15 protein-coding genes are annotated in these 13,797 nt (G+C 37.9%); all 15 read left to right on the forward strand.

Annotation, left to right across the window (positions count from 1 at the left end; all coding sequences use genetic code 11):
* Window positions 1–17 precede the first annotated feature (17 nt).
* The 15 genes from V7Q04_RS03605 to mrdA all read left to right on the forward strand — a co-directional run bounded on the left by V7Q04_RS03605 (window position 18) and on the right by mrdA (window position 13,788).
* A complete protein-coding gene (locus V7Q04_RS03605; protein ID WP_333803536.1) occupies window positions 18–893 on the forward strand; it encodes an NAD(+) kinase in 876 nt (291 codons plus the stop codon).
* On the forward strand, window positions 890–2,431 hold the full coding sequence (locus tag V7Q04_RS03610; protein ID WP_333803537.1) for an AAA family ATPase: 1,542 nt from the start codon (window positions 890–892) through the stop codon (window positions 2,429–2,431). Before V7Q04_RS03605 ends, V7Q04_RS03610 begins: the two co-directional genes overlap by 4 nt.
* A 101-nt stretch (window positions 2,432–2,532) precedes the next feature.
* A complete protein-coding gene (locus tag V7Q04_RS03615; RefSeq protein WP_333803538.1) occupies window positions 2,533–4,182 on the forward strand; it encodes a lactate permease LctP family transporter in 1,650 nt (549 codons plus the stop codon).
* Between the two features lie 126 nt (window positions 4,183–4,308).
* Complete coding sequence (locus V7Q04_RS03620; protein ID WP_333803539.1) at window positions 4,309–5,562, forward strand: GGDEF domain-containing response regulator; 1,254 nt, start codon at window positions 4,309–4,311, stop codon at window positions 5,560–5,562.
* Window positions 5,563–6,363 (forward strand): TatD family hydrolase, encoded by an 801-nt coding sequence (locus tag V7Q04_RS03625; RefSeq protein ID WP_333803540.1) that lies wholly within the window; start codon window positions 5,563–5,565, stop codon window positions 6,361–6,363.
* A 26-nt stretch (window positions 6,364–6,389) separates the two neighbouring features.
* Window positions 6,390–7,634 (forward strand): lytic transglycosylase domain-containing protein, encoded by a 1,245-nt coding sequence (locus V7Q04_RS03630; protein WP_333803541.1) that lies wholly within the window; start codon window positions 6,390–6,392, stop codon window positions 7,632–7,634.
* Window positions 7,615–8,415 (forward strand): septal ring lytic transglycosylase RlpA family protein, encoded by an 801-nt coding sequence (locus tag V7Q04_RS03635; protein WP_333803542.1) that lies wholly within the window; start codon window positions 7,615–7,617, stop codon window positions 8,413–8,415. Before V7Q04_RS03630 ends, V7Q04_RS03635 begins: the two co-directional genes overlap by 20 nt.
* Before the next feature lies 1 nt (window position 8,416).
* On the forward strand, window positions 8,417–8,989 hold the full coding sequence (hisB, locus tag V7Q04_RS03640) for an imidazoleglycerol-phosphate dehydratase HisB (RefSeq protein ID WP_333803543.1): 573 nt from the start codon (window positions 8,417–8,419) through the stop codon (window positions 8,987–8,989).
* Window positions 8,989–9,486: a KdsC family phosphatase gene (locus V7Q04_RS03645; RefSeq protein WP_333803544.1), complete on the forward strand. Its 498-nt coding sequence runs from the start codon at window positions 8,989–8,991 to the stop codon at window positions 9,484–9,486. The genes hisB and V7Q04_RS03645 overlap by 1 nt, the downstream gene beginning before the upstream one ends.
* The gene (locus tag V7Q04_RS03650; protein WP_333803545.1) at window positions 9,477–10,022 is read left to right on the forward strand and encodes an LPS export ABC transporter periplasmic protein LptC; all 546 of its coding nucleotides are present in this window, start codon (window positions 9,477–9,479) and stop codon (window positions 10,020–10,022) included. The genes V7Q04_RS03645 and V7Q04_RS03650 overlap by 10 nt, the downstream gene beginning before the upstream one ends.
* Complete coding sequence (locus V7Q04_RS03655; protein ID WP_333803546.1) at window positions 10,019–10,483, forward strand: LptA/OstA family protein; 465 nt, start codon at window positions 10,019–10,021, stop codon at window positions 10,481–10,483. The genes V7Q04_RS03650 and V7Q04_RS03655 overlap by 4 nt, the downstream gene beginning before the upstream one ends.
* The gene (gene yihA, locus V7Q04_RS03660; protein WP_333803547.1) at window positions 10,480–11,082 is read left to right on the forward strand and encodes a ribosome biogenesis GTP-binding protein YihA/YsxC; all 603 of its coding nucleotides are present in this window, start codon (window positions 10,480–10,482) and stop codon (window positions 11,080–11,082) included. The genes V7Q04_RS03655 and yihA overlap by 4 nt, the downstream gene beginning before the upstream one ends.
* Window positions 11,079–11,537 (forward strand): N-acetyltransferase, encoded by a 459-nt coding sequence (locus V7Q04_RS03665; protein WP_333803548.1) that lies wholly within the window; start codon window positions 11,079–11,081, stop codon window positions 11,535–11,537. The genes yihA and V7Q04_RS03665 overlap by 4 nt, the downstream gene beginning before the upstream one ends.
* A gap of 41 nt (window positions 11,538–11,578) precedes the next feature.
* Window positions 11,579–11,977: a hypothetical protein gene (locus V7Q04_RS03670; protein WP_333803549.1), complete on the forward strand. Its 399-nt coding sequence runs from the start codon at window positions 11,579–11,581 to the stop codon at window positions 11,975–11,977.
* Complete coding sequence (mrdA, locus tag V7Q04_RS03675) at window positions 11,974–13,788, forward strand: penicillin-binding protein 2 (RefSeq protein ID WP_333803550.1); 1,815 nt, start codon at window positions 11,974–11,976, stop codon at window positions 13,786–13,788. Before V7Q04_RS03670 ends, mrdA begins: the two co-directional genes overlap by 4 nt.
* Window positions 13,789–13,797 lie beyond the last annotated feature (9 nt).

Raw genomic sequence — 13,797 nt, forward strand, 5'->3', positions numbered from 1 at the left:
CGCTAGAATGAGTTATCATGAAAATAACCAATCATACTCAAAAATTAACGACTATTACTACCGTTGGACTTGTGAGCAAACCCAACGATAACACACTTGTAAGCTATGTGCAAGAGATTGAAATGGCACTTCGCAAACATGGTGTGAAACTCCTTATTGAAGAAAAAAGTGCCCAATGTTTAGGCTATGCAGGCGTCAGCTTTGAACAGATGTGTGCGCAAAGTGATTTTCTTATCTCTCTGGGTGGAGATGGTACACTCATTTCACTCTGTCGTAGAAGCTTTATGTTCCACAAACCCGTTTTGGGAATTCATGCAGGGCAACTGGGCTTTTTAACGGATATTCAAACCGATGAGATCAGCCATTTTATTGAAGATCTTTTTGTGGGAAATTACCGTATTGATACACGTATGATGCTTGAAGTCTCTTTACATAGAAATGATAAAATTGAGAAAGTTGTTGCTTTTAACGACATTGTTTTGTCTCGGTCTAAAATATCGCATATGAGCAACATTAAAGCTTATGTTGATGGGCAGCATTTTAATGCTTATTACGGCGATGGACTCATTGTCTCAACACCTACAGGATCAACTGCATACAACCTTTCTGCAGGTGGTCCTGTAGTGTTTCCTTTAACAGAGGCACTTATTTTAACACCTATTTGTCCACACTCATTAACACAGCGTCCGTTGGTATTACCCGTTGATTTTGAAGTTTCATTTGAAAGTGATGGCGATACAATGATTATTGTGGATGGTCAAGATACGTACAGTATGCATGACATTGACCTCGTGAGTGTTCGCATTGCCGCAAAAGGTGCTGCGCTTATTCATAGTTTAGATAGAGACTATTTTGAAATTTTGAAAAAGAAATTGCATTGGGGGAACGTGTGATAGAGCGATTGTTAATGAAAAACCATCTCTCATTTGCAGAGTGTGATATAGAGTTTAAAAAAGGGCTCGTTGTTTTTAGTGGTCCCAGTGGTGCTGGTAAATCCGTTTTGATGCAAGGACTTCTCTCATTATTTGGTTATGGCGATGTTCATGCCGATGTGATTGAGGCGGTTGTTGGCAAAAATTTGGGTCTCGATGCTTTTGGTTTTGAAGAAGAAGATCCTAATATCTTTAAATTTCTCAAAGCTAAAAATGCACGTTATTTCATCAATTCACAAGCTATCTCAAAAAAGGGGATGGTGGAACTCTCTCGTACCTTTGTCAATTACCTTTCCGTGAAAGATAACAGTGAATTTGAAAATAGCCGTCTTTTGGGCTTACTTGATGGTGTTTGCGCGCGTCAAGAGTCTACGCATACTGAAGATGTGAGTAAATTTGAAACACTTTTTGGTGAATATAAAAAACTTAAAGAAGAGCTCGAACGCATCGAAGCAGAAGAGAAAAAAATAGAAGATCTTAAAGAGTTCGCACGTTTTGAAATTGCTAAAATTGATGAGGTTTCTCCTAAAATTGGTGAAGATGAAGAGCTTGTAAGTTTTAAAAAATCACTCTCCAAAAAAGAGAAGATTGAAGCTGCGATGCAAAAAGCAGGTGCGGTGTTTGAACTGGAAGGAAGTGTAACCGAAGTTTTGAATCTTATTGAAGTTGATAGTAGCTTTTTTGATGCTTGCATGAATGAGTTACGCCTTATCTTTGAAAAACAAAATGAAACTTTAGAAGCACTCGAAGAGATCGATGTTGAATCATTGTTAGACCGTATTGAAAAAATTGCGCAACTTAAAAAGCGTTATGGCTCGATTGAAGAAGCAATAGAACATAAACTGCAGCGTCAAGAAGAGTTATCACGCTATGAAAACATTGCTTTTGAGAAAGCTCAGTTGGAAAAAGAGGTTGCGAAATATCAAAGCAATGTTGCTACTGAAAGCCATAAAATCAGTCAAACACGTCAAAAATATTTATTACTTTTAGAAGCACGTCTCAATGATTATCTTTCACAATTGTATATGCCAACATTGCATTTACGTTTAGATGAAGGTACATTATGTGAATTAGGGTTTGATGTTTTACATGTAAACTTGGGCAAAGTCGATCTTAAAAAGATCAGTTCAGGTGAATACAACCGTGTACGCTTAGCTTTTCTTGCAACCCATAATGAGTTTTTACTCTCTAGCGGAGGTGTTTTGATTTTAGATGAGATCGATGCAAACCTCAGTGGAAAAGAGTCTATGAGTGTTGCAAATGTGCTCAAAACGCTCTCATCCAAGTACCAAATCTTTGCCATTTCGCATCAACCACAGCTCTCTTCCCGTGCTGATCAGCACTTCTTGGTTATCAAAGATGCTTTACATGTCAGTCGTGTTTTGCCTCTTGGAGAAGAGGAGCGCATTGTCGAATTAGCACGAATGGTCAGTGGCGAAAATGTGAGCGAAGAGGCGATTGTTTTCGCGAAATCCCTTTTGGAGAGTGCAAATTTGTAACATTTTTTTTAAACTTCATTTCTGCTTGTTGTAAAAATCATACGAATATCATACCTTTGCTTTACTCTGCGTGTAGAGTTTACATTTATGAGGAGGTTTGTATGCAAACTTGGCAACAAGTTTATGCGCCTATTGGTGGTAGTTTAGGATTATCGGCATTGGTTGCGCTTATTCCAATTATTTTTTTCTTCTTGGCACTTGCAGTGTTCAGAATGAAAGGTCATTTTGCGGCAACGATTACATTGGCGCTTTCCATAATAGTCGCTGTAGTAGCGTTTGGTATGCCTACAAATATGGCATTTGCTTCAGCAGGGTATGGCTTTTTGTACGGTCTTTGGCCTATAGCTTGGATTATCGTAGCATCGGTTTTCCTCTACAAGCTAACGGTTAAAAGTGGGCAATTTGGAATTATTCGTAACTCCATTCTTACCATTACAGACGATCAACGTATTCAAGTAATCCTCATTGGTTTTGCTTTTGGTGCGTTTTTAGAGGGTGCTGCGGGCTTTGGTGCACCTGTTGCGATTACAGCAGCAATTCTTGTTGGACTTGGTTTTCAACCACTCTATGCAGCAGGACTTTGTTTGATCGCAAACACCGCTCCAGTCGCTTTTGGTGCTTTGGGCATACCTATCTTAGTCGCTGGTAAAATTACAGGTATTGATCCTTTCTTGGTAGGCGCAATGGCTGGACGACAACTTCCGTTTCTTTCTATTCTTATTCCTCTTTGGATTGTAGCTATGATGGACGGTTGGAGAGGTGTGAAAGAAGTATGGCCAGCAGCACTTGTGGCAGGTGGCAGTTTTGCATTGTCTCAATATGCAACATCTAACTTCATAGGACCAGAGTTACCAGACGTAACTTCTGCAATCCTTTCTATTATCTCTTTAACTGTTTTCTTGAAATTCTGGAAACCAAAAAATGTCATGAAAGGGCATGTTTCTGCTGAACTTGAGCGAGAAACACAAAAAGCGCATACGGGCGGCGAAGTGCTTAAAGCCTGGTCACCGTTTATTATTCTCTCCATCATGGTTACTATTTGGACTACCAATGCCTTTAAAGCGTATTTTGCTAAAGGTGCCATTATGGCGGGAACAATTTTTAACTTTGAGTTTACAAGTATTAGTAATACTATTTATAAAATGGCACCGATCGTGGCTCAGCCTACAAACTTTAAAGTTATCTATACATTTAACCCTATTTCAGCAACGGGAACTGCGATCTTCTTTGCTGCGATTATCTCTATGTTTGTGTTGCGCGTCAATGTTTCTACTGCAGTTAAAACGATGGGTGAAACACTTTTTGAACTTAAATGGGCAATTTTATCGATCGGTATGGTTTTAGGCTTTGCTTTTGTCATGAACTACTCAGGTATGTCAACAACCATGGCACTTGTGCTTGCAAACACTGGGTTCTTGTTCCCATTCTTCTCTCCAATTTTAGGTTGGTTGGGCGTATTCTTGACAGGCTCAGATACATCATCCAATGCACTTTTCTGCGGATTGCAACAAAATACAGCGCAACAGCTGGGGCTCAATGAAACCTTGATGGTTACTGCTAATACAACAGGTGGTGTATGTGGTAAGATGATTTCTCCACAATCTATCTCAATTGCATGTGCATCAGCAGGTATTGTTGGAAAAGAGTCTGATCTCTTTAGATTTACGGTTAAACACAGTTTGATTCTTGTCGCCATAATGGGTTTAATGACAATGGCACAAGCATACATCTTAACATGGATGATTCCTTAATTGATGTAGTAGTGTAAAATATTTCTTAGGCGGTGGTTTGATCCTCCACCGCCTCCTCTTTAGAAAACTCCCAAAATTTTTATGTTACAATTAAAATCAACTTACATGTAATAGTTAGGATAACTTATGGCGCGAGAAAAGATTTTAATTGTAGAAGATAATAAAGCACTGTCAAAATTAATTGTCAAAAAAATGGAATCCAATCTTGATTTTGATATAGAAACAGCATATAGTTTTGAAGAGGCGCAAAATCTTGTTGAAAAAAGCAGCGATTACTTTGTTGCTCTTTTGGATCTCAATCTTCCTGATGCCCCTGATGGTGAAGTGGTCGATATGATTTTATCGCACAAAATTCCCTCAATTATTCTTACCGGTTCCATGGATAAAGATGTCCGTGAAAAGATTTTGAAAAAAGATGTTATTGATTATGTCTATAAAGGCAATATTGATGATGTTAATTACATTTTTACGCTTATCGAGCGACTTCATAAGAACCGTGATATTAAAGTTATGGTAGTGGATGACTCGATTGCAACACGTGCACAAATAAAATCTCTTTTACAACACCAAATGTTCAAAGTTATCGTTGCGGCTCATGGCGAAGAAGCCTTGGTCTTTTTGCAAGACAATCCTGATATTAAACTCATTTTAACCGATTATCAAATGCCCGTGATTGACGGTGTTGAACTCACCAAAGAGGTACGTAAGCTTTACAGTAAAAATGAGATTTCCATTATTGCTATGACAGGAACCAACACGGATCTTATTTCCGCTAAGTTTCTCAAAATTGGTGCGAATGATTTTATCAATAAGCCATTTACGCGAGAAGAGATTGCTTGCCGTATCAATAATTCACTTGATGCATTAGAATACATAGCCAAAATTGAAGATATGGCACAAAATGATTTTTTAAGCGGACTTGCAAATAGGCGTTATTTCTTTGATGCGATGCAAGAGTATTTTAAAGTGGCCAAGAAAAAGAACGAATCGTTTGCTTTAGGCTTAATTGATGTAGATAGTTTCAAAGAAATCAATGACACATTAGGGCATCACGTAGGTGATTCTGTGATTGTTGATCTGGCTAAGACACTTAAAAAGCACTTGACCCATGATCATTTTATTGCACGTTTAGGCGGCGATGAATTTTGTGTTGTTCTTAAAAATATTGATCAAAAAAAGGCACTAGAATTTTTTATAAAGCTCAAAAGTACCATTTCTAGCTTGCATGTAAAAACCAAAGATAAAAAAGATCTTACGATTTCTATCTCTATTGGCGTTACATTTGGCGATTTAGAAAGTGTGGAAGAGATGATTAATCAAGCCGATAGAGCTCTCCATATTGCAAAGAAAAATGGCAAAAATAGAGTGGAAGTCGCTTAAATGATCATTGATACCCACTGCCACTTAGATGATGCTCGTTTTCGTGAGGATGTAGATGCTGTCATAGAAAAAGCATATAAGCAAGGCGTGCAGGGAATTATTATACCAGGGGCTGATATTGATGATTTAGGGTATGCTCAAGAGCTCTCTCATCGTTATGAACACATCTATTTTGCAGCAGGAATTCATCCGTATCATCACACACAGTATGACGAAAAAATTCTAAGAGTTTTTTTACAAGACGAAAAATGTATTGCAGTCGGTGAATGTGGTTTGGATTATTTTAGATTGCCTGAAGATGCAGCAGAGAAAGCGGTTGAGAAAAAGACTCAACACGATATTTTTTCCAAACAAATTGCGCTTGCTAGAGAGTTTAAAAAGCCTTTAATCGTTCATATTCGTGATGCTAATGAAGACAGTAAACGTCTTTTAGTTCAAGGAGGAGCAGATGAAGTTGGAGGTGTTTTACATTGTTATAATGCGTCAGAACATCTTTTAGATTTGGCGCAGAGTGGCTTTTACTTCGGTATTGGTGGCGTATTAACTTTCAAAAATGCGAAGCATTTGGTAGAAATTTTACCTCGCATTCCTCGTGATAAATTACTCATTGAAACCGATGCGCCCTACCTTACGCCTATGCCATACAGAGGTGAACGTAATGAGCCAGTGTACACACTTTTAGTTGCAGAAAAGATGGCTGAACTTTTAAATATGAGTGTCACTGAACTTCACAATTTGACCTCAAAAAATGCTTTTACACTCTTTAAAGCTTTAGAAAAGATAAAGTTGGCTACAATCTAAAGTAAATTAAGAGATAAAGGAGAGGCATGTATAAGGTTTTTTTAACCCTTTTTCTTCTGTTTCAGAGTCTCCATGCGTTTTTAAACACCGATAATAACTACGACAAACAACTTACCGCCCTTAAAAATTTCGATCTTCCAAACACTTTTTTGAAAGATTCCATCTTTATTTCAATGAAAGAAGATGTTGAAGTTTATAAGACCAAACACTTTTTGCGTACGTTAGAAAGTGGCGATCGTTTTGTGCCTATTTTGCAAAAAAAGATGCAAGAAGCAGGCGTTCCCACAGAGTTCTTATACCTAGCCATGACTGAATCCAGTTTTGATCCGTATTCATCTTCTCCTGCACGTGCTTCTGGCATTTGGCAGTTTATTCCTGAAACCGCGCGCCGCTATGGTTTAGTTGAGAATGCATATGTTGACGAACGACGTGATCCTGTCAAATCAACAGAAGCTGCGATTGCTTATCTTATGCGATTACATGACATGTTTGGTAAGTGGTATTTAGCAGCACTTGCATATAATTGTGGAGAAGGTGCTGTTACCAAAGCTATCGCAAAAGCTGGAACAGATGACATCAATGTTTTATTAGATGAAAATCAAAAATTCCTTCCAAAAGAGAGCAGACTTTATATTCGTAAAATTTTGATGATGAGTTTTGTCTCTGGTAGTACTGATATTATGCTTGACAATGGCTCTGAGTATTTGCTCAATCGTGCCAATAATGCTACTTTTGTAAAAGTTTCTGTTCAAAATGGTACGCATCTGAGAGATGTGGCTGAGAGTATTGGTATTTCCCAAAATGAGCTAAAATCATATAATCCGCATCTTAAACATGCTTTTACTTCACCCATAGGGGATAAGAGCTATATTTACATCCCTCAAGACCGTCAAGTTGCCTTTAGTCAGAATTTTGATCAAACCAAACAACCTCAAAAATATGCTATTTACAGCACTCAAAAAGGTGATTCTCTTCAAAGTGTCGCTAAAAAATACGGCATGAGTTCACAATCTTTGATGGATCTTAATAATCTTAAAAGTGCAGCACTTAAACCTAAAATGGATATTGTTGTTCCTTTTGGTGTCAATGTTCCTGTCTCCGCACCTGTCGCAACTGTTGGCGTTGAAAAAATGTATGTTATTAAAGCAGGGGATACCATCGAAACAGTGTCTAAAAAATATGACATTCCTGTCGCACAATTGATTAAAGCAAATAAGAAAAAGAATGCACTTGTGAAAGTGGGAGAGAGTATTGTCATTCCAAAAAATTAGTGGATTAAGCCTTTGTGTTATGATGCTTTTCTCCTTTTACGGATGTGCTTCAAAAAACGATAGTCATGCTTATCGTGGTCCAAGACCGACTCCAACAATGGCGCCACCTGAAGGCAGTGGTAGTATTAATGATTCTGCTGCGATGCACAGGGCTACGATGCGACCTTATACCATTGACGGTAAATCGTATACTCCAACGATGGTGAGTGTGGGGGATTATTTTAGTGGAATTTCCAGTTGGTATGGTAAAGATTTTCATGGTAAAAAAACTTCAAATGGTGAAGTTTATAATATGTATGACATGACTGCTGCACATAAGACACTTCCTATGAACACGATGCTGAAAGTCACCAATCTTAAAAACAATAAGAGCATTGTTGTTCGTGTTAATGACCGTGGACCTTTTGTAGGTACACGTATGATTGATCTTTCGTATACTGCAGCAACCCGTATCGATCTTGTTGCAAATGGAACAGGACCTGTCGGGATCGAAGTTATTGGTTTTGCAGGTGTTGTCGCCCCTGCAGGCGCACCTAAACAGAGTGTCGTAGAGACAGATTATCTCATTCAAATTGGCGCGTTTAGAAACAAAGAGGGTGCCACAAGGTTTGCTCAAAGCAATATGAATGTCAATAATCGCTACAATGCAATTATTAAAGAAGGCTCTTTTGAAAATGAGCCGATATACCGTGTATGGCTCAAAGGATTTGGCAGTGAAGCTGAAGCCTCTGACTTTATTGCAAAAGGGTCTTTTAAAGGCTCATTTATTGTAAGGGAATAGTATGCAGACATTACAAAGAAATACGAAAGAGACACAAATCAGTGTTGCATTAGACATCAATGGTACAGGTCAAGCAAAAATTGAAACGGGGATTGGTTTTTTTGACCATATGCTCGAAGCATTTGCAAAGCACTCACTCATTGATTTAACGCTTACCTGTAAAGGTGATACACACATTGATTTTCACCACAGTGTTGAAGATGTTGGCATTGTTTTGGGTCAAGCGCTTCGTGCTTCTTTGTACCCCATTTCTGGCGTTGAGCGCTATGGCAATGCAGTTGTCGTCATGGATGAAGCTGCTGTTGAGTGTGCTTTAGATCTTAGCAACCGCCCTTACTTGGTGTATGAGATTGAGATGGAAGGTAAAGTAGGGGAGTTCGATGTAGAACTTGCTGAAGAGTTTTTTAGAGCTGTTATGAGTAATGCGGGCATTAGCGCTCATATTGTATCACGCCGTGGTAAAAACAAACACCATCTTTTAGAGGCTGCTTTTAAAGCATTTGCTGTGGCATTGCGTCGAAGTTTGGTCAAAAATGAGCGTATGGGAATCCCCAGTACAAAGGGTGTATTGTAATGATTGAATTATTGGTATTTGATGTCGACGGCTGTCTAACGGATGGTGGCATTATGTATGGCAACAGTGATGCAGAAGAGTTTAAAACTTTTCATGTCAAAGATGGTTTTGGTATCGTTTCATGGATGAAATTAGGCAAAAAAACAGCTATTATTACAGGTCGAAGTTCTCGTGTGGTGGATAAACGTGCCAAAGAGCTCGGCATTAATTATTTATATCAAGATGTTAAAAATAAAAAAGCAGTTCTTCAAGAGATATTAGAGAAAGAGGGATTGAATTTTAACCAAGTTGCTGCTATTGGGGATGATCTCAATGATTTAACGCTTTTACGAGCAGTTGGACTCTCTTTTGCTCCTGCTGATGCAATGTCTATGGTTGCAAAAGAGGTTGATGTTGTACTGACAAAAGAGGGTGGAAAAGCAGCGGTTAGAGAGATGATCGATATTGTAGTCGAAAAAGAAAATTTGAGTGAGGCATTTGTAAACCTTTGGCTGTAAAACTTCTTTCTTATGCAACGCTTCTCTTTTTTGGTATGATGGTTTTTTTAATGATTAAAGAACCCTATACGATTAACATAGTTGATAGTAATGGCAATTTAATCCCTGCCATTGAACTGTTTAATGCCCAAAATTATCAGATCAAAGAAAATAGTATTGAGAGTGTTGTTCATGCAGAGCGTGTAGAACGCTATAATGATTTTGATAAATTGTATGTCATTAATGCTGATCATAAAACCAAAGAAGGGTTAATTGGAAAATTGACTTCTGATGAAGGTATGTTGCAAAATAAGATTATGCATTTTAAAACCAATTCACACTATTATAGAAATGATGGCGTCTCTTTAGACGGAGAAGATATTTTTTATGATATGCAAAAAGAGATTTTAAGCAGTGAAAAACCCTTTATTTTTGCACAACAGCAAAGCCGTAGCCATGGGCTTTCATTTGTTTATCAGATGAAAGAAGGCACAATAAGCGCCATTAATATACATTCATTTATACAAGAACCAGAAAGAAAGAAGAAAAATAGATGAGAAAAATTATAGCACTCTGTTTATGTGCTTCATGTATGCTTGTAGCTGCGGAAGTAGAAGTGACTGCCGATAAATTCTTTGCCGATGAGAGCAAAAAAATCAGCATTTTTGAAGGGCATGTTGTTGTCATCAAAGAGGGAGATAAACTCACCGCTAAAAAAATCGTAATCGAATTTGATGATAAAAAGCAACCTCTTCGTTATATTGCGACTGGCGAGGCTAAAGGCAATATTACGATGAATCAAAAGAAGTATTATGGCGAAGCTGAGAAGATGATTTATGAGCCTAATAAAAGCCTTTATACCTTTGAAAAAAAAGCATTTTTGCACGAGATTGAAACCGATAAAAAAGTTTATGGTGATTTTATTCGTGTTGATCAAATCAGCGGTCAATACGATGTCGATGGCAAAGGCGCAGGCCCTGTGAAATTTATCTTTAAAATTGAGGATAAAAAACAGTGATAAGAGTTAAAAACGCCTTTTTTGTGAAGTCTGCTTCCAAGATGGAAGAGACAACACCTGAGGGAATGAGTGAAGTCGCTTTTATTGGACGTAGTAATGTGGGCAAAAGCTCTATCATTAATGCACTGACCAATAAAAAAGGGCTTGCTAAAAGCTCTTCAACTCCGGGTAAAACACGGTTGATTAACTTCTTTCAAGTTGTGATCGAGAAAGATGAAAAAACATACCATACACAACTCGTGGACCTCCCTGGTTTTGGGTATGCAAGAGTATCTCATAGTCTAAAAGAAGAGTGGCAAAAAAACCTAACAGATTACATTAAAAAACGTGTTTCTATTCGTGTGTTTGTCCATCTTGTGGATTCACGCCATCCTTTTTTAGAGATTGATGAAGCAGTGCATAATTATTTATCTGAGATTGTAAGACCAGATCAGACAATTTTGCGTATTTTTACAAAGCTTGATAAATTAAAACAGAGTGAGATTAGTGTTATCAAGAAAAATTATCCTAATGCTATTTTGGTTTCAAGCAGTAGTAAAAAAGGAATTGATAAAGCTTTGAGCGCTATTTTTGATACACTTTTTGGAGATCAAGCATGATTACCTACACCAAAGCAAAGTTGAGTGATATTGTTCATATGCAAGATGTTGTCAAGCCAGAAGTAGAGAAAGGTATTATTCTTTTTAGAAGCTCAGATGAGATGGCAACCAATATTCGCTCTTACATTCTTGCAAAAGAAAATGAGCAGATTATTGGATTTGGAGCTTTGCATTTTCATGCGGATGATTTGGCAGAGATTCGAAGTTTGGTCGTTAAAGATGGTTTTCGTGGACATGGAATTGGTAAAGGGATTATTCAGAGTCTTCTTCTTGAGGGAGAAAATTTAGGTGTTAAAAAAGTCTTTACATTAACCTATCAAAAAGCATTTTTCGAGTCTGTTGGTTTTAGTGAAATACCCAAAGAAGCACTGCCTGCACATAAAATTTGGGCAGATTGTATTAAATGTAAACATTTTCCAATATGCGACGAAATAGCACTGATCAAAACTATCTAAATTTTTTTTGGATCAGTGGATGGCTCTTTTGTGGGCTTGTTATGTCTTCACTCTATCCGCTTATCCCTTCCTTTGCAGGCGTTATATTTTGCTATCTTCTGATTCATTTTAATCGCCGTGAAGAAAATGCCCTATCTCTATTTTTAAGTTTCTTATATCTGTGTCTGTATGATCTTACCAAAGGGTTTTACTTTTTCTCTTACATCCTTGTGTTTGCAATTTTTTATAAATTTGCAATTTATAAAATTCAAAATGTCATCACATGCAATAACTGTATTCTTGCAGTGTATGTCACAATTGCCTATCTTGGGCATTTTTTGCTAAATGCTTTTTTTGCCTATTTGGATAATGAGTCTTTCCCTTATTTCTCAAATTATTATTTTTATTATATTGCCATTGATTCGCTTGTCTCTTTTATGTTGTTTAAGGTGACACGATGAGAATTAAGATTGTTCTTGGTATCTTCATTTCGGTGTGGATCGCCCTCTTGGTCAGGGTTTATTATGTAAGCATTAAATCCAATGCCTATTATGAAGAAATTGCCAAACAAAATGCGGTCAAAGTAGAAGAATTAGCTCCTTTACGTGGTGTTATCTTGGATCGAAATCTTAATCCTCTTTCTGTCAACCGCCTAGGTTTTTCTATTGGTATTAAACCAAGATTGAGTTTCAAAGCCAATCGTGCTATTTTGGATGCTGAAATCGCATTTTTAGGTGAAGTTTTGCCTGAGTTTAGCGTTAAAGATTTAACCAAAGAGTATCTCAAAGCAGATTCGGCATATAACCATGACTATGTAGAAGTTATCGGATTTATTCCCTATGATAAACTTATTCCCCAGTTTGCAAAAATTGCACAGCATGACAATCTCAGAATTAAAATTACCTCAAAACGGCACTATCCTTATGGTTCATTGGCCTCCCATGTTATAGGCTATGTTGGAAAATCCAATACCCAAGATGTTTCGGAAGATGCAACCGCAAAGCTGGTAGGTTTCTCAGGAAAAACAGGTATAGAAAAGTACTACAATACTATTCTCCAAGGTATGAAAGGCGAGAAAAAAACCAAAGTGACTGCGTTTAATCAAGAAATTGAGCAGGTCAGTAAAACACTTCCGGTGAGTAATGATCTTGTCCTCAGTCTCGATTTGGAATTGCAACGTTACATTGCAACGCTCTTTGGCGATGATAGCGGTGCTGTGGTTGTTATGAATGCTAAAAATGGCGAGATATTGGCTGCGGCAAGCTTTCCCGAATATGATCTTAATAAATTTGTCAGTGGAATTTTACGTGAAGAGTGGGCATTGTTAGCCAATGATCTTAATCACCCTTTTACCAATAAATTGGTTAATGGTCTCTACCCTCCAGGTTCTGTTGTGAAAATGGGTGTTGGAATGGCAATGATGAACTCTGGTATTATTAGCCCAAACACTACCTTTGAATCGACCGGTACAATGGAACTTGGGGGAAGGGTTTTTCGTGACTGGAAAAAAGAAGGACACGGGATGATCTCTTATGTGCGTGCCATTAAAGAAAGCTGTGATGACTATTTTTACAAAGCAAGCCTTAAAACGGGCATTGATAACATTGCTCCCTTTCTCTCCAAAATAGGTTTTGCAGCTAAAACAGGCATTGATCTTCCTCGTGAATTTACAGGCACCGTCCCCAGTCGTGAGTGGAAAAAAGCACGTTTTGGAAAAGGATGGTCTCAAGGTGAAACATTGATTAGCTCAATCGGTCAAGGTTACTTTCTTGTAACACCAGTACAGGTTGCAAAATATACTGCTTTTCTAGCCACTGGCAATGGCGTAACACCCCATTTTGTACGAAAAATTAACGATTCACTGGTTGATTTTCCGGTAGATCCTAATATTGTCAGTGAAAATGAAAAACGTTTTTTAAAAGTGACGCGTGATGGTATGTATGAGGTTGCCAATGTTCAAGGTGGTACGGCTCTGAGACATATTAATGTCACAGCCCCTTTTAAAATAGCAGCTAAAACAGGAACAGCCCAAGTTGTGGGTATCGCACAAACGGATAAAAAGCGTATGAGAGAAGAAGATATGGACTATTATCAACGCTCTCACGCATGGCTCACGACATATGGACCGTTTGAGAATCCTCAATATGTCGTAACTGTTTTGGTTGAACATGGCGGACATGGTGGCTCAGAGGGTGGACCTATTGCTTCTAAAGTATTTGACAAGCTCTATCAAATGGGTTATATTACAGTTGATGCGCCAAAAGGAAAATAGTTAGAAGTA

The sequence above is a fragment of the Sulfurospirillum sp. genome (assembly GCF_036802865.1).
GTDB lineage: Bacteria > Campylobacterota > Campylobacteria > Campylobacterales > Sulfurospirillaceae > Sulfurospirillum.

What these genes read in the sequence shown, in the direction of transcription:
- V7Q04_RS03605 (WP_333803536.1), top strand. Translation starts at nt 18, where the DNA reads ATGAAAATAACCAATCATACTCAAAAATTAACGACTATTACTACCGTT.
- V7Q04_RS03615 (WP_333803538.1), top strand. Translation starts at nt 2,533, where the DNA reads ATGCAAACTTGGCAACAAGTTTATGCGCCTATTGGTGGTAGTTTAGGA.
- V7Q04_RS03620 (WP_333803539.1), top strand. Translation starts at nt 4,309, where the DNA reads ATGGCGCGAGAAAAGATTTTAATTGTAGAAGATAATAAAGCACTGTCA.
- V7Q04_RS03625 (WP_333803540.1), top strand. Translation starts at nt 5,563, where the DNA reads ATGATCATTGATACCCACTGCCACTTAGATGATGCTCGTTTTCGTGAG.
- V7Q04_RS03630 (WP_333803541.1), top strand. Translation starts at nt 6,390, where the DNA reads ATGTATAAGGTTTTTTTAACCCTTTTTCTTCTGTTTCAGAGTCTCCAT.
- hisB (WP_333803543.1), top strand. Translation starts at nt 8,417, where the DNA reads ATGCAGACATTACAAAGAAATACGAAAGAGACACAAATCAGTGTTGCA.
- V7Q04_RS03645 (WP_333803544.1), top strand. Translation starts at nt 8,989, where the DNA reads ATGATTGAATTATTGGTATTTGATGTCGACGGCTGTCTAACGGATGGT.
- V7Q04_RS03655 (WP_333803546.1), top strand. Translation starts at nt 10,019, where the DNA reads ATGAGAAAAATTATAGCACTCTGTTTATGTGCTTCATGTATGCTTGTA.
- V7Q04_RS03665 (WP_333803548.1), top strand. Translation starts at nt 11,079, where the DNA reads ATGATTACCTACACCAAAGCAAAGTTGAGTGATATTGTTCATATGCAA.
- V7Q04_RS03670 (WP_333803549.1), top strand. Translation starts at nt 11,579, where the DNA reads ATGTCTTCACTCTATCCGCTTATCCCTTCCTTTGCAGGCGTTATATTT.
- mrdA (WP_333803550.1), top strand. Translation starts at nt 11,974, where the DNA reads ATGAGAATTAAGATTGTTCTTGGTATCTTCATTTCGGTGTGGATCGCC.